Annotated in this window: 13 protein-coding genes; 7 read left to right on the top strand and 6 right to left on the bottom strand. The window is 54.0% G+C overall.

Going from position 1 to position 14,877, the window contains the following annotated elements; translation table 11 throughout:
• Positions 1-60 precede the first annotated feature (60 nt).
• A complete protein-coding gene (locus ACR3EQ_RS01475) occupies positions 61-2,520 on the top strand; it encodes a GcvT family protein (RefSeq protein WP_480489613.1) in 2,460 nt (819 codons plus the stop codon).
• A 24-nt stretch (positions 2,521-2,544) separates the two neighbouring features.
• On the opposite strand, the gene ACR3EQ_RS01470 is transcribed toward ACR3EQ_RS01475, so the two are convergent.
• The 5 genes from ACR3EQ_RS01470 to ACR3EQ_RS01450 all read right to left on the bottom strand — a co-directional run bounded on the left by ACR3EQ_RS01470 (position 2,545) and on the right by ACR3EQ_RS01450 (position 7,319).
• On the bottom strand, positions 2,545-3,108 hold the full coding sequence (locus tag ACR3EQ_RS01470; protein ID WP_170619664.1) for a TetR/AcrR family transcriptional regulator: 564 nt from the start codon (positions 3,106-3,108) through the stop codon (positions 2,545-2,547).
• Positions 3,109-3,178: 70 nt separating this feature from the next.
• Positions 3,179-4,021, bottom strand: coding sequence for an ABC transporter permease subunit (locus ACR3EQ_RS01465; protein WP_480489612.1), 843 nt, complete (start codon positions 4,019-4,021; stop codon positions 3,179-3,181).
• A complete protein-coding gene (locus tag ACR3EQ_RS01460; RefSeq protein ID WP_480489611.1) occupies positions 4,022-4,930 on the bottom strand; it encodes an ABC transporter permease subunit in 909 nt (302 codons plus the stop codon).
• Positions 4,931-4,980: 50 nt separating this feature from the next.
• The gene (locus tag ACR3EQ_RS01455; protein WP_480489610.1) at positions 4,981-6,045 is read right to left on the bottom strand and encodes an ABC transporter ATP-binding protein; all 1,065 of its coding nucleotides are present in this window, start codon (positions 6,043-6,045) and stop codon (positions 4,981-4,983) included.
• Between the two features lie 164 nt (positions 6,046-6,209).
• Positions 6,210-7,319, bottom strand: coding sequence for an extracellular solute-binding protein (locus tag ACR3EQ_RS01450; RefSeq protein ID WP_170614535.1), 1,110 nt, complete (start codon positions 7,317-7,319; stop codon positions 6,210-6,212).
• A gap of 471 nt (positions 7,320-7,790) precedes the next feature.
• On the opposite strand from ACR3EQ_RS01450, the gene ACR3EQ_RS01445 reads away from it, so the two are divergent.
• The 3 genes from ACR3EQ_RS01445 (at position 7,791) to ACR3EQ_RS01435 (ending at position 10,647) form a co-directional block, all read left to right on the top strand.
• Entirely contained in the window at positions 7,791-8,996 is a 1,206-nt protein-coding gene (locus tag ACR3EQ_RS01445; RefSeq protein ID WP_480489609.1) for an aromatic ring-hydroxylating oxygenase subunit alpha, read from the top strand.
• Between the two features lie 15 nt (positions 8,997-9,011).
• Positions 9,012-9,254, top strand: a complete 243-nt coding sequence (locus tag ACR3EQ_RS01440) for a hypothetical protein (protein ID WP_480489608.1) — start codon at positions 9,012-9,014, stop codon at positions 9,252-9,254.
• A gap of 127 nt (positions 9,255-9,381) precedes the next feature.
• Complete coding sequence (locus ACR3EQ_RS01435) at positions 9,382-10,647, top strand: flavin monoamine oxidase family protein (protein ID WP_480489607.1); 1,266 nt, start codon at positions 9,382-9,384, stop codon at positions 10,645-10,647.
• Positions 10,648-10,755: 108 nt separating this feature from the next.
• Here the strand turns inward: ACR3EQ_RS01435 and ACR3EQ_RS01430 are convergent, their stop codons facing one another.
• On the bottom strand, positions 10,756-11,550 hold the full coding sequence (locus ACR3EQ_RS01430; RefSeq protein WP_170680549.1) for a helix-turn-helix transcriptional regulator: 795 nt from the start codon (positions 11,548-11,550) through the stop codon (positions 10,756-10,758).
• A gap of 117 nt (positions 11,551-11,667) precedes the next feature.
• On the opposite strand from ACR3EQ_RS01430, the gene ACR3EQ_RS01425 reads away from it, so the two are divergent.
• Genes ACR3EQ_RS01425 through ACR3EQ_RS01415 form a run of 3 tightly spaced genes read left to right on the top strand, consistent with a single transcriptional unit; the run spans position 11,668 to position 14,871 of the window.
• Positions 11,668-12,798 (top strand): ABC transporter ATP-binding protein, encoded by a 1,131-nt coding sequence (locus tag ACR3EQ_RS01425; protein ID WP_170614531.1) that lies wholly within the window; start codon positions 11,668-11,670, stop codon positions 12,796-12,798.
• Positions 12,799-12,828: 30 nt separating this feature from the next.
• Complete coding sequence (locus ACR3EQ_RS01420; RefSeq protein WP_170614530.1) at positions 12,829-13,992, top strand: extracellular solute-binding protein; 1,164 nt, start codon at positions 12,829-12,831, stop codon at positions 13,990-13,992.
• 27 nt (positions 13,993-14,019) lie between these two features.
• Positions 14,020-14,871, top strand: coding sequence for an ABC transporter permease (locus tag ACR3EQ_RS01415; RefSeq protein ID WP_170614529.1), 852 nt, complete (start codon positions 14,020-14,022; stop codon positions 14,869-14,871).
• Positions 14,872-14,877 lie beyond the last annotated feature (6 nt).

The following is a 14,877-nucleotide window of genomic DNA, read 5'->3' as shown; positions in this document are numbered from 1 at the left end:
GACATTGAGCGCCATGACTGATATGCGAGAAAATGAACGCCACGAAAGGACATTCTCGCCATGGCTGACACCCTACCGACGCACGCCCGGACCGTCATCATCGGGGGAGGTTCCATTGGCGCGAATACGGCCTATCACCTGACCAAGCTTGGCCATACCGATGTTGTGGTTCTTGAGCAGGGGCAACTGACATCCGGAACGACTTGGCATGCCGCGGGCCTTATCGTGGCCGGCCTGCTCAAGTCGGAAGCGGAATGTGCAATCTACACGCATGGACGCGATCTATACGCCAACCTTGAGAAAGAAACCGGTATTTCCACTGGTTTTCGGGACGTTGGATATCTGCAGATTGCGACCAACAAAGAACGCCTGCATGAAATGCGCCGTGTCGCAGCCTTCATGCGCCGTTTCGGGATAAACAATCACGAAGTTTCAGTAAAAGAAGCGCAGGATTTGTTCCCTATTGGTGACCTGTCGGACGTCGTTGGTGCGTTCCTGATACCCGAGGACGGGCGCGCCAACCCGGTGGACGTGACAATGTCGCTGGCAAAGGGGGCCAGAAGCAGAGGCGCCCGCTTCTTCGAAGGTGTTCGGGTCGACGAGATTTTGGTCGAGAACGGCACCGCGACTGGAATCCGCACTGCGAACGGTCACGCCATCACGGCTGAAAACGTTGTGATATGCGGTGGCATGTGGTCCCGCCAGTTAGGGGCCAAGCATGGCGTCAACCTGCCCCTTCAAGCGGCTGAGCACTACTACCTGATTACCGAGAGCATCCCGGGCTTGCCCCGCGATCTGCCCGTTCTCGAAGACCCTTCCACGTACACTTATTACCGCGAAGAAGTTGGGGGGATGATGTTGGGTCTTTTCGAACCAGGTGCTGCGGCGTGGAAGCTGGGTGGTATCCCCGACGAATGGCAATTCGGAGAGATCGAGCCAGACTGGGAACGTGTTGGCCCCGACCTTGAAAAAGCCTATTCGCGCGTGCCTGACACGATGAATTATGGCGTCAAGAAACTGTTCTGCGGACCGGAGAGCTTTACGCCCGATCTTGCACCGCTTGTTGGCCCGACACCGGAACTTCGCAACCTCTGGGTTGCATGCGGGATGAACTCTTTGGGCATCCTCAATGGCGCCGGTACCGGTATGGTTCTGGCCCATTGGATTGTGGATGGCTTGCCCCCAATCGATGTCACGGGCATCAACGTCAATCGCTTTTCGCGTGAAATGGCCACACCGGCGTTCCGGCGCGACAGAACGCCGGAGCTGCTGGGCAAGCTCTTTGGCCAGCATTACCACAATGAGAATTACAAGACGGCCAGAAACGTAAAGCGTTCCGTGCTGTATGACCGCCTGAAGGATGCAGGGGCGTTTTTCGGCGAAGGAAGTGGTTGGGAACAACCTGATTGGTTTGCCCCGACACCGGAACAGGCCAAGGTCGAGAAATACAGTTGGTATCGCCAAAACTGGTTTGAATGGCACGCCGAAGAACACAAGGCAGCGCGCGAGGAAGTCATCGTCATGGACATGACATCAATGGCGTGTTTCAGCGTCGAAGGTCCAGATGCATGCGCCCTTCTCTCGCGCCTTTCCTGCAATGAGGTTGATGTTGAGCCTGGCCACGTGGTCTACACTGCCTGGGTGAATGAACAAGGTGGGTTTGAGGCCGACCTTACGGTTACTCGACTGTCCGAGCGGAAGTACTGGGTTATTGTCGGCGAAAACTCGGCAGGTCATACCGAAATGCGCATGCGGCGGCACATTCTGAACGATGAGAATGTGGTCATCACAGACATCACTGCTGCGCGCTGCCAAATCAACGTTCACGGCCCAAAGTCACGCGATCTTCTGAGCAGAATATCCGGCGCTGATTTGTCGGACGAAGGCTTCCCATTCATGACGGCCCGAGAGATTGATGTCGGGTATGCCGTTGTTCTGGCCTATCGCGTGACCTTTATCGGAGAACTTGGCTGGGAGCTTCATGTGCCTGCCATTCAGGCCGTTCAAACATATGATCTGATAATGGAAGCGGGTCGTGACTTGGGGGTTCGAAACGCGGGCATGCAAACCCTAAACTCCCTGCGACTCGAAAAGGCCTATCGTGATTTCGGAATCGATGTGGACAACACGGACAACCCCATTGAGGCCGGGCTTGGTTTTGCCATCAAACTGGACAAACCCGGAGGATTCATCGGCAGGGAAGCGCTGGCTGCAATAAAAGCAAAAGGCACACCCAAAAACCGAATGCTACAGTTTCTGCTGAAAGACGCTGAGCCCCTGATGTATGGCAACGAGATGATTTATCTGAACGGCAAGGAAGTCGGGTACATTCAGGTTGGCGGGTATGGGCACACGCTTGGCGCGGCTGTCGGGATTGGTTTTGCAGAAACCGAAAAACCTCTGACGGCAGACATCGTCGCAGAGGGACACTGGCAGATCGAAATTGCCGACGAGAAATTCGACGCTGCTGCTTCGCTAAAGCCGCTCTACGACCCCCAAATGAAGAAGATAAAGTGCTGAAGCACAATTACAGGGTATTGCGGTTTAAACCGGAAAGTGTTTTGGAAAGAACCGCGACAGCGAAAGCAGACAAACATCCCTGAACTCTCGCCGGTCAGCCACCTTGGGATACAACATCAGGCTGAGCCAGGCGCCGTCAGACATCGCCTCAACAGCTCGGGCAGTTTTTTCGGCCTCAAGATCGTCGTAATCGCCGTCGGCGATCAACTCTCCACATAGACGCAGAATTCGGTCGTATCTCTCGTTGTCAAATTTATTGTGAATCTTCAGGTAATTCGGCCGGTACTTTGCTTGCCCCCAGAATGCAAACCAGACAGCCAAGCGCTTGTGCGTGCAGATGCTTTTGTCAAAATCCGCGCGGATAATGGCCGCAAGCCGATGTGCGGCCGTAGGTTCCGCGTCGTCATAATACCTTAGCCAGTTTTCGTAGTGCTCTTGTGCCAGAAAACCCAGCGCGGCGTCATACAATGCTTCCTTGCTGTCGAAATGGTAATTCACAACCCCATGCGACAGATTGGCAGCTTCGGTCACGTGTTTCAGCGTTGTGTCAGAAAACCCGCGCCTCGAAATCGAGTCTATGGCCGCCATTATCAACTGCAGGCGGCGAACTTCCGGAGGTTCGGTGCGTCGTTTTTTCTGAAGCTCGTGCGACTCCAATTTATCCTTCCTCTCGTTCAGCCATTTGTCTGTCCAGCAGATCCGCCCTTTGTTGCCGGAATATAACGATAGCAGCGATAGCGACGCAAATGGCGATCACGAGGATCATTATTGTCGCAAGCGCATTGATATCCGGCCTGAGGCCCAGTCGAATGCGCGAAAAGATCAGGATTGGCAAGGTATTTGCCCCCGGACCTGTAACAAAACTGGCTATGACCAGGTCATCAAGAGACAGAGTAAACGCCAGCAGCCAACCTGAAATTAGAGCCGGCGTAAGCTGTGGGATAGTGATGGCAGTTAAAACTTTGAAAGGCTTGGCACCCAGATCGGCAGCCGCTTCTTCCAGAGTTTGACCCACGCCGGTCAAGCGTGCCTGAATTGTTACGGCCACATAGGCCATGGAAAAGGTGATATGCGCGATCGTAATCGTCGCAAAGCCGCGCTCGGCGGGCCATCCTATTAGTTGGTTCAAAGAAATAAAGAAAACCAGCAAGGACAATCCGGTTATCACCTCGGGCATCACCAACGGCGCGACCAACATGCCACCAAACAAAGTCCGGCCTTTGAACCGGCCAAATCGCACCATCGCAAGTCCTGCCAGGGTGCCAAGCGCTGTTGCAAAGGTTGCGTTTACGACAGCGATCTGAAGGCTAAGGGAAACCGCGCTCCAGACTTCTGCAGATTGAAAAAGTTCCTTGTACCATCGTAAGGACCATCCCCCCCAGACCGGAACCAGCTTGGAGTAGTTGAACGAATAAATGATCAGCAAAATCATCGGGATATAGAAAAATGCCAACCCCAGCGTCAGCATGATCGTCAGGAAACGGGAGCGTTTGCTGTACATCTATTGCTCCTCCGACGCTTTGCCCTGGTAGTGTTGGAACACCATGATGGGCAGCACCAGAATAACCAGCAGAACAATTGCAACCGCAGCAGCAACCGGCCAATCACTGTTTCTGGAGAACTCGTTATAGAGAACGCGGCCAATCATTTGCACGTTTCCACCCCCTAACAGATCGGGAATAACATACTCCCCGGTCGCAGGAATAAAGACCAGCAGTGAGCCCGCGATGATGCCGGGCATCGTCAAAGGCAATGTGATTTTGAAGAACGTGTTTGTTGGTCGGGATCCGAGATCGGCTGCGGCTTCGTTCAGGCTGTCATCCAGCTTTTCCATGTTCGCGTAGAGCGGCAGGATCATGAAGGGCATGTAGGTGTAGACGATGCCAATATAGACAGCGAATTCCGTGTACAGCATCCGGATCGGTTCATCGATTATACCAATTGCGATCAACAGGTTATTGATCGTACCCTGATCTGCAAGCAATCCCATCCACGCGTAGACGCGCAGCAGGAACGACGTCCAGAACGGCAGGATTATTGCGAAAAGCAACAGCGGCTTGGCGACTGGGCCTGATCGCACGATTGCATAGGCAATGGGGTAGCCAAACAACAGGCACAGGAACGTCGATGTCACCGAAATCTTGAGCGAGTTGACGTAGGTGTCAAAATAAAGGCTGTCTTCCCAGATGTAGATAAAATTGTCGAACACCAGACGGATCGTCATGATCCCGCTGTCCGACCACTCGATCAAACTGGTGAATGGAGGGCTTGCAATGGCAAGTTCAGCCAAGCTGATTTTGGCGACAATAAAGAACGGTGCCAGGAAGAAAACCAGAAGCCAGAAGAACGGTATGACGGTAACGATCTGTCGCCACTTGCTTTGCAAGCGCCGCATAAAGAGACCAAGCATCGGCTGTCGTTCAACCTGTAACGGTTCAGGCCTATCTCCCGTGAAGTCCGTCATGAGTGGAGCAACATGGCACTGGACGGATCCCAGCTGATATTCACCTTGTCCTCCCACGTAATGCGCTGAGTGGCATGCGTTGGGCGTGACTGGTTGGGCCTGGTGACATCAAATATCTCCCCATTGGGAAGCCTCACCTTGTAGATCGACGTCTCTCCCAAATAACCAACATCGTCGATGATAGCTGACGTCTGGTTGGGGCCTGGAGCAACTTCATCGGATTTCGAAAGACGGATTTTTTCGGGCCTCAAAGCCACCCAGATCTTGCTGCCAACTTTCACGGAGTGACCGTGATCTATGAAAACCTCGCAGAATTCAGTCTCGACCCGAACATGATCTGCACCTTCCTCGGTTACCCTGCCCTCAAAAATATTCGCTGACCCGATGAAGTCGGCGACAAAGCGAGACGCGGGAAACTCGTATATTTCTGTCGGCGTTCCAATCTGCTTGAACCGCCCGGCGTCCATGACCGCCATTCGGGACGACAACGTCATCGCTTCTTCCTGATCGTGGGTCACCACAATAAACGTGACACCGACCTTGTCCTGAATATTGGCAAGCTCAAACTGCGTTTGCTTGCGCAGCTTCTTGTCAAGCGCAGCCAAAGGCTCATCCAAAAGCAGCAGCTTTGGGCGTTTGACCAACGCACGAGCCAGCGCAACGCGCTGGCGTTGCCCGCCTGACAATTGCTTGGGTTTCCTTTTTTTGAAGTCTTCCAGTTCAACAAGCTTGAGGATGTCGTGCACCCTGTCGGCTATGTCAAATTTTGGGACATGGTCTTGTTCCAACCCGAAAGATACGTTCTTTTCGACAGTCATATGCGGAAACAGCGCATAACTCTGGAACATCATGTTGGTTGGGCGTTCGTAGGCAGGAACGTCAGCCATATCGACGCCATCAATGATGATTGAGCCGGCGTTCAACTCCTCAAATCCCGCGAGCATTCGCAGCAGAGTGGACTTTCCGCACCCTGATCCGCCCAGCAGACAGAACAACTCACCCTTGTAGATATCCAGATCGACGTTATCGACGGCCGTTACTTCACCGTACTTCTTTGTCACACCTCTGATCTGAACCAATGGTTGTTGTTCTGTTTGGTCTAGCCAAGGTGCTGCACTGACAGCTTTGGAAACGGTCAATTTGGGCCTCGCAGTCTGCCTGTATGGATCCGAAGTGCAGTAGCGATCCGAATAGGTTCGCTACTGCACTTGCCGGTGAGAGTGGATTAGTTACCGGCTTTGAAGTCCGTCCAGGTACGGGTCTGCAAACGCTCGACCTTGGGAGGAAGAACCGCAGTTGTGTACATCTTGGCAACCTGATCAGACGTCGGGAATGCGGCCGGGCTGGATGTGACGGCTTCGTCAACCATTGGCTTGGCTGACAGGTTGGCAGTCGCATACCAGGTGAAGTTACTGTCATTGGCCGCAACTTCAGGGCGCATCATATAGTTCAAGAAAAGATGCGCGTCTTCCTTGTTGGCTGCGTCTTCCGGTATAAGCCAACCGTCGATCCACAACTGCGCGGTGCGCTCGCCTTCAGGCAGGAAGAAGTCCAGCACAACCCCAGTGTCGGCTTCGGCTGCCCCGGACATCGCAAGAAGGCCATCCGGTCCCCAAGTGGTTGAGACGCAGAACTCTTTCTGAGGCATTCTTTGGTACGCGTAGTTGTCGAAGGTTTTGATGTACGGGCGGACTGCGGCCAGCATTTCTCCGACCTTTTCATAGTCTTCTGCGTTCGTGGAATTCGGATCCAACCCCATGTGCGCCAAAGCCATCGGTATGATGTCGCCCGGAGAATCCAGGAAAGAAACACCGCACTTGGACAGCTCTTTCATGTGCACGGGATCAAACACCATGTCCATCGAACCGATGGGCGCGTCCGGATACGTCTCTTTCACCAATTCTTCGTTATAAGTGACCCCGTGTGTTCCCCACATATACGGAATGAAATGCTTGTTGCCCGGGTCCCACTCACTAGCCAGTTGCTCCATGATAGCCGGATCAATGTGCTGAACGTTGTCCAGCTTCGACATATCAAGCTCCGCGACGATGCCGGCCTTAATCAGCCGCGCCGTATCACTGCCTGCATGGCTGACCACATCATAGCCGCTGTTTCCTGCCAGCAGCTTGGCATCGATTGCTTCAGCCGAGTCGTACGGATCGTAAATTACCTTGATGCCGTACTCTTTTTCGAAGTTCTCGATCGTGTCTTCAGCGATGTATTCCCCCCAGTTTGTGACTTTCAATACACGCTCTTGTGCAAGTACCGACCCGGAAATTGCAGTAGCCGTTACTGCGAGAACGGTAACCCCGGCGACTTTCCTGATTGAGTTCATAATTTCGCTTCCTCTCCCTGAGTGGTGGCTGCAGCAATTTTGCTTACTTTGTCTGCTGAACACTGTTTTTATGAGCCCCCCTTTTGACAGGTTTGCTCATCTTGCACCCCATTGCCCTCCAATCATCATGAATTTATCTGACTGGCCATTCAAAACGGTAGTCTGATGAAATCGCCGCTGTCAAGCAAAGCTGATCCAATTTTGATCAAAAGCCGACAAGTCGCTTAATTGACAGAAAAATTTCTAACTTTCCGCGCACGCATCAACCTCAATTGGGTCGCAGGGAACCATTTTGGATCTATCTTTGAATGATCATTCAGTCAGAAACGATTGACGAACGGACCAAATTGGGCAAAATCTACAATCAATCGAACGATGGCTGATCCTACTGAAAACCAAGATCGCAGGCTTGGTTTGGCCGAACCGACCAAAACACTGGCTGATCAAGTCAAAACTACGCGGATTGAACTGATGCATGACGAACCCCGGAACATCGAAGTTCCAGCCAATTGGGACAGACGTGGACTGCCGGGCTGGTGCTATCACAGCACCGCTCTTCTGGACCTTGAAAAGAGCAATCTGTTCAAAACACATTGGCAAATAGCATGTCACGTTTCGGATGTTCCGGAACCCGGCAGCTTCCTTTGTTTCGACATGTGCGGCGAGCGCGCACTGATCGTACGAGACAACAACTCGGACATTCGAGCGTTTCTTAATGTTTGTCGTCATCGCGGGTCTCGGCTCGTTCCCAAAGATCAAGGAAAGTGTGAAAACGCCTTGGTTTGCCCATTTCATGGCTGGGTTTACAATCTTGATGGAACGCTGCGTGGTGCCGCCCGGCCAGAGTCCTTTCCGGACCTGGACAAGCACAAGTTCGGCCTGAAAGAACTTGAAATGGAAATCTGGCACGGTCTTGTGTTTATTCGCTTCAAACCGGGCCCCCAGCCATCTGTGGCGGAACTTCTGGCCCCGATTGAACAGGAAATCTCAGCCTACAAAATGGCCGAACATGTTCCGACAGACGGGATCTGGACGGAGGAGACGCCGGTCAACTGGAAATCAATCAGAGACGTGGACAACGAAGGCTACCACGTACCGCTTGCGCACCCTGCCCTGCAGGATTTGTACGGTTCAACCTATTCCGACGAACCTTATGTCGATGGTGTCTCACGTTCTGATGCAAGTTTCACACCGACGAAAGGGCGTAGATGGGCTGTTCGCAACTACAAGAAGTTCACAAAGCCCCAGCCCCACCTGCCCGAACACTTGCACAAAACCTGGCTCTACTATGGCATTTTCCCTAATGCAGTAATTGCTGTCACTCCCGAGACAATGTTGTTTTATCAGGAGTTTCCAATCACGACGAAAAAGTCCGTGCTGCGGAGCGCAACATATCGAAATCCGCACGAAGATCGCCAACAAAGGGCAGCCCGGTATCTCGCCGCCCGGATTGATCGCGAAACCGTGGAGGAAGATATTCAGCTGACGATCTGGTCGAACGAATCCATGGCTTCGGAATCGTTCGAGGGTTTCTACCTTTCGGACCTCGAATATGGTGTCCGGTCACATCACGACCACCTCCGCAAAATACTGCCAGTCTACAATTCAGAAACCGCGCCACGTGAAGATGAAGTTGTGTCGCTCAATACCGCCATGTCGGCTGCGCCCAAGACGTGAACAAGGGCGCGTTCTATGTCGGAAGCAGAACTTCAAAAGCAACTTCTTGTGACGGAAGTCGGAATCCAAGGCTCCGGCGCCACAAGGTATGCGGCCGCAATGTACTTTTATCAGAACGGCAGAATGTCTACCGAGATGCTGGAAATTTACCGGAGGTGCAGCAAGTTTGACGCCGAAGACCCGCTTTATCTGGCCAGCTACGAGGGGGTTTCAGTGCCAGAATTGGTTGGTTTTTCAAATGAATGCACAGAGGCATGATAACGCCTGCGATTAGGATCACACCTCAGAAAGCTTCTGATGATTGTTGGGCGTCGCGACGGCGAGCAATCGAAGTGCAATCTTTGAATTCACCCTACAAGCCACTCAATGCGCCGGAGGAAACAAAGTGAACGCGTATGACTATGACGTCGTTGTTGTGGGTGCTGGCGCAGCGGGACTCGCAGCGACCCGGGCTCTTATGTCGGCAGGTCTGTCAGTTATCTGTGTCGAGGCATCGAACCGCGTCGGGGGGCGCACCCACACGGACACCGAAATCTTTGGCGTCCCTTTCGACGTGGGGGCGCATTGGATGCACGCCGAACATGCCAACGCTCTGAAAGCGCCGGGTCTTGCGCTTGGCCTTGACCTTTACGCGGCCCCGGATAACGCAATGACATACGGCCTGAAAAATGATGCCGTCCTTTGGAACGAAGTAGAGGACATCCACAAAGACATAGCTGAAGCGGCGCGCATCGATGCAGAAATTGAAACAAGTACCGGAGTTCCGACCGACCGGTCTTTGGCTGACATCTGGGAAGACAAGGGGCCTTGGTCATTTACGGCAGCCATGACATTCGCGCTGTCACTTGCCAGGGATTTGCCGGACACATCCCTGCGAGACATCGTTGCCTGGGAGGGGGGCGACGACTGGTTTTGCCGTGAAGGTTTCGGGCACCTCATCGCGTGCACGGCGCAGGGTCTTCCGATCAAACTGTCCAGTCCGGTCACAGAAATCGAAGCCCTGAGTGACGGTGTGCAGGTAACCATGGCGACTGGCAAAACCAAAGCGCGCACCGTGGTCGTAACAGTATCCGTCGGGGTGCTGGCCGAAGACGTCATCCGTTTTGATCCTCCCCTTGAATCCGACCGGCGCGCAGCGCTCGAACTCATTACTATGGGAGACTACAATCACGCAGGCCTTCTTTTTCACCCCGGTGCATTACCCGTGCAACCCGACACATGGCTGACCTACCACTTAGAACCCGACGCGTCCGGAGTAGCCCGCGGTGGCGGCTTTCTTTGCAACATCTCAAGCACCGGCCTCACCAGCTTTGAAAGTTCCGGAAGCCTTTCCAGAGACTTGCAGAACGCAGGACCTGAAAGCGCCATCGAACATGCGCTCGAGACGCTGGTTGGTTTCTTCGGCTCGGCCATCAGAGAAAAATTCATCAAGGGACACGCAACCGCCTGGCGACATGAACCATACGTGCTTGGGTCTTACGCAGGATCGCAGCCGGGGGGCTATGGCCAACGTGCCGTTTTGCGACAATCCCATGCAGAATGGGTTCACTTTGCTGGCGAAGCGACACATCCCAACCAACAATGCTCTGTCAGTGGCGCCCACCTGGAAGGTTTGCGAGCGGCGGAAGATGTGGTGGCTCAGTTGCTTTGACAAACCGGGAACCATTCCGGCCCAGCAAGCGCAATAGTTATGCCTGCCAAACATCCCACCGTTTGGAACAGTTACTGGAAAGCGCCAAACGACACGTCACTGAAGGCTTCACTTTTCCTCCGGCCCCAACAGCGCGTCGATGAACCGCGAAAACAACTCTCCCTGGGAACGGATTCTAAGCTTGGAGTATATGTTCCGGCGGTGAATACGAACAGTTCCCGGAGAAATACCCAGTATTCGGCCAACGGCGTCAGCGGAATGGCCTTTGAGGGTAAACTCGACAACCTCCTTTTCGCGAGGCGTCAGAAGGCCCTCGTCAAACTTTTCAAATGCCTCGTCCACATTCAGCACCCGCCCCCTTCGCCGCGTATTTGCCGGTTTCTGCCCAAACTCTCCGGCCAATCCGTTCCAGTGATGCCTGCAGGTTTCACTGACCACAGGCCAGGCCTTTCCCAGTTCCCGGAAGTCCTTGGCGCTAAATGCCTTTTCTGCCCGCATCAACGAAACACAAACGGTTGCCTCGTCAGGCAGGTCAACAACATAGCAAATCTCTTCGGCCAAACCGGTCTGAACATAGTAATTTCGAAAGTACTCACCCTGATAAAACCGATCTGGTGCCAGATCACGTAACCGGTACAGACCTGGATCAATGGAGTTTGCGCTGGCCAGGTAAAACGGATCCAGAAGATATGGACCCTCCTGATAATCCTCAACCATGATCTTCCGCTTCGATTTTGGGAAATCGTCAAACAGGTCGATCGGGCGCGCTGATCCGAGATACCCAAATATAACAGTATAGTCGAACCCACTGATTTCCTGCAGAGATTTCGAAAGCGTCTGGGAGAAATCGTCTGTTCCGATAGCAGCTATTACTGCGCCTGCTTCGGTCAACCAATCTGTCACGGCCGCCTCCTACTCAAATTTGAATACCACATTCGTGATATATACAAGAATCGACAAATTTTTTACCGTTTACCTGAAACAAGTGGTATTTTAAAAATGAGGATATGTCCCGAAAAAATGCCAAACGGTGAATATACCCAACAATCGGACAGATCGACAGGAAGCACTATCGCCGAGCTTCGCGGCGTGTCCAAAAGGTTTGGGGACGTGTTGGCGGCCAATGATCTAAACCTTAAAATCGCAGAAGGAGAGTTTCTGTCGTTTCTAGGTCCGTCCGGGTGCGGCAAGACAACGGCTCTTAGAATGCTGGCAGGTTTTGAAAGCCCGTCGGAAGGCGATGTTTTGCTGGACGGAGAGGTGGTGAACTCGCTGGATGCCCATCTGCGTCCGGTCAACATGGTGTTTCAGCATTACGCACTGTTCCCGCACCTGACCGTTGCACAGAATATTGGATACGGTCTGAAACAGCGGCGCCCGAAGCTGCCCAAAGCGACGATCGCGCAAAAGGTCAGCAAGGCATTGGAAATTGTTCGGCTCGAAGGGTACGAAGCGCGCCGAATTTGGGAAATGTCCGGTGGACAGCAACAACGCGTAGCACTTGCCCGAGCTATCGTGAACGAACCCAAGCTGCTGCTGCTTGATGAACCGCTGGCGGCGCTGGACAGAAAATTGCGCAAGGAAATGCAGATCGAGCTGCAAAACATCCAGCGCCGCCTGGGCATCACCTTTGTCCTAGTAACCCACGATCAGGAAGAAGCGTTGTCGATGAGTGACAGGATCTGCATCATGCGCGACGGCCGGATCGAGCAGGTTGGCAGCCCACAGGACCTGTACGACCGGCCAGCAAACCGATATGTGGCTGGTTTTGTTGGCACGACCAACATCTTCAACGGTTCGATCACTGCAACAAGTAACCAAAATGCCGATGTGCAGCTGGTTACCGGGCAATCCGTCACGGGACAGAACCCATTCAATCTGAATTTGGGAGAAGCCGTCGGCCTGAGCGTTCGGCCTGAACAAATCCACCTCAGCAGGACATCAAAGGCAGAAACCGACCTTGGGGTCACAGTCCTCAATCGCATCTTTCTGGGGGAACATACCGAATACCTGGTCAGGCATGACACACTGGGAGAGTTCCTGGTGTTGTCGCCACGCCAGTCAGAATTGAACGAGGGATCGTTCAAAGTGGATGAGCCGCTCTTTGCGTCCTGGAACGCCAGCGGAGCGCTCATCCTTTCCGGAGACTAACCTAACGATCCAGCCAACAGGGGAAAACTCATGACAAAAACACCGGATCACATCTCGAAGCAGAAATTCATGGAAGAGCTGTACCGCTACAAGCGCGGTTCGGTCACACGCCGGCACTTTCTCGGTGTGACGGGTCTGGGGGCGGCGACGGCTGTGCTTGGCTCGGCCGTGCCGGGTCTTCGGCCGGGTCCCGCCTGGGCATCCGGCGATATTGGGGATCGCGTGGTTCTCGCCACCTGGCCGAACTACCACGACACCGCCAATTTCGACGCCTTTGCCGAAGCGACCGGTGCCAATGTTCAGGTCAACGTCTTTGGGTCGAACGAAGAGATGTTGGCCAAGCTTCAGGCCGGGGCAACCGGCTGGGACGTGTACGTCCCGACCAACTACACCATCACCACCTATGTCAGTGAAGACCTGATCGAACCGCTCGATACATCGCGGCTGCCGAACTACGACGCGTCCGCCTATGACCCGCGTTATGCCGAGGCCGGCTCGGTCGATGGCAAGCTCTACGCCGTTCCCAAAAACTGGGGCTCGACCGGTTTTGTCGCCAATACCAGCCAACTCAACGGTGCGCCCACGCCGTCGAGCTGGAAAGAATTCTTTGATTTGACGATGGGAGATCTGTCTGGCGGTACAATCGTACATGACTATCAGCTGACAACGATCGGGAACGCGCTGAAATACTTTGGCTATTCCTTCAACTCGGTCGACGAGAAGGAACTGGCCGACGCCGAGAAACTGCTCATTGACGCAAAGCCGCACCTGTTTGCAATTTCATCGGACATCCAGCCGTCCATGCGCAGCGGAGACGCGACACTGGCGATGGCCTGGTCTGGTGACGGCAAACAGCTGAACACCGACATGCCCGAGATCATGTACATCCTCGGCAAGGAAGGCGGCGAGTTGTGGAGCGATTACTACGCCATCCCGAAAGGGGCGCCCCACATAGATGCAGCCTATGCGCTGATCAACTACCTGCTGGATCCCGCCGTGAACGTTAAAGAGGTGCTGGCGCACGGCTACCCGACAGCAGATGCGAAATCGATCGCGATGTTGCCTGAGGAGTTGCAGAACGACCCGATCCTGTATCCGGCGCAGGAACTTCTGGACGCGCTTGAATTCGGTGCGGCGGTAACGCTGACCGACCCGAACCGCGCTGAACTTATGGCCCGGTTCAAATCTGCCTAAAGTCCGCAAACCGGAGATGAGAACGACATGAATGCGAGAACGCGCAACTGGCTCTTGCTGGCCCCGGCCGGGACCTGGTTCCTGGTGATGCTTGTGCTGCCGTTGACGGTCGTTCTTATCTTCAGCTTTGGGGAACGCGGCCCGGCTGGCGGATATGTGCCGGCTTTCACGCTGGAACAATACGCCAACCTTCCGGCACGTTGGACGGCGTTCAAAAACACGATGGTGCTTGCCCCGGTCGGCACCATTGCCGCCTTGTTCATAGCCTATCCGCTGGCGTATTTTCTGGCCGTCAGGGCTGATCCTAAATGGAAAACCATCCTGCTGGTTCTGGTGATCGTTCCGTTCTGGACCTCGATCCTGATCCGCAGCTATGCGTGGATATTCCTGCTGGGCGGTCGCGGAATTCCAGAACTGATCGACTTTATCGGGTTCGCAAAGCCACGTCTTATCAATACACCTTTCGCGGTCTTGATTGGTATCATCTATGGCTACCTTCCGCTGATGGTGTTTCCGATCTTCGTCAGTCTCGACCGGCTGGACAAGCGTCTGCTCGAAGCCTCTTCAGACCTTGGTGCCACACCTATGCGGACCTTCCTGCAAGTGACTTTGCCATTGTCGGTGCCCGGCGTGGCCACGGGCTGTCTGCTCGTGTTTATACTCCTGATGGGGGAATTCCTGATCCCGGCGCTGCTGGGCGGAGGCAAAGTGTTCTTTGTTGGCAACGCGCTGGTCGATCTGTTCCTGCAATCGCGCAACTGGGCTTATGGATCGGCGGTGGCAGCGACGCTGGTGTTCATCATGCTGATCTCGGTCACGATCTACATGCGCCTGATCTCGCGACTGGGGACCCAGCGCGAAGACGTATCGTTGATGTAGGGGGAT

The sequence above is a fragment of the Ruegeria sp. AN11 genome (assembly GCF_056536005.1).
The sequence above is the reverse complement of the archived record's forward strand: the minus strand, read 5'-3'. Positions and strand labels throughout refer to the sequence as shown.

What these genes read in the sequence shown, in the direction of transcription:
- ACR3EQ_RS01475 (WP_480489613.1), top strand. Translation starts at nt 61, where the DNA reads ATGGCTGACACCCTACCGACGCACGCCCGGACCGTCATCATCGGGGGA.
- ACR3EQ_RS01470 (WP_170619664.1), bottom strand. Translation starts at nt 3,108, where the DNA reads ATGGCGGCCATAGACTCGATTTCGAGGCGCGGGTTTTCTGACACAACG.
- ACR3EQ_RS01465 (WP_480489612.1), bottom strand. Translation starts at nt 4,021, where the DNA reads ATGTACAGCAAACGCTCCCGTTTCCTGACGATCATGCTGACGCTGGGG.
- ACR3EQ_RS01460 (WP_480489611.1), bottom strand. Translation starts at nt 4,930, where the DNA reads ATGCTTGGTCTCTTTATGCGGCGCTTGCAAAGCAAGTGGCGACAGATC.
- ACR3EQ_RS01450 (WP_170614535.1), bottom strand. Translation starts at nt 7,319, where the DNA reads ATGAACTCAATCAGGAAAGTCGCCGGGGTTACCGTTCTCGCAGTAACG.
- ACR3EQ_RS01445 (WP_480489609.1), top strand. Translation starts at nt 7,791, where the DNA reads ATGCATGACGAACCCCGGAACATCGAAGTTCCAGCCAATTGGGACAGA.
- ACR3EQ_RS01440 (WP_480489608.1), top strand. Translation starts at nt 9,012, where the DNA reads ATGTCGGAAGCAGAACTTCAAAAGCAACTTCTTGTGACGGAAGTCGGA.
- ACR3EQ_RS01425 (WP_170614531.1), top strand. Translation starts at nt 11,668, where the DNA reads ATGCCAAACGGTGAATATACCCAACAATCGGACAGATCGACAGGAAGC.
- ACR3EQ_RS01420 (WP_170614530.1), top strand. Translation starts at nt 12,829, where the DNA reads ATGACAAAAACACCGGATCACATCTCGAAGCAGAAATTCATGGAAGAG.
- ACR3EQ_RS01415 (WP_170614529.1), top strand. Translation starts at nt 14,020, where the DNA reads ATGAATGCGAGAACGCGCAACTGGCTCTTGCTGGCCCCGGCCGGGACC.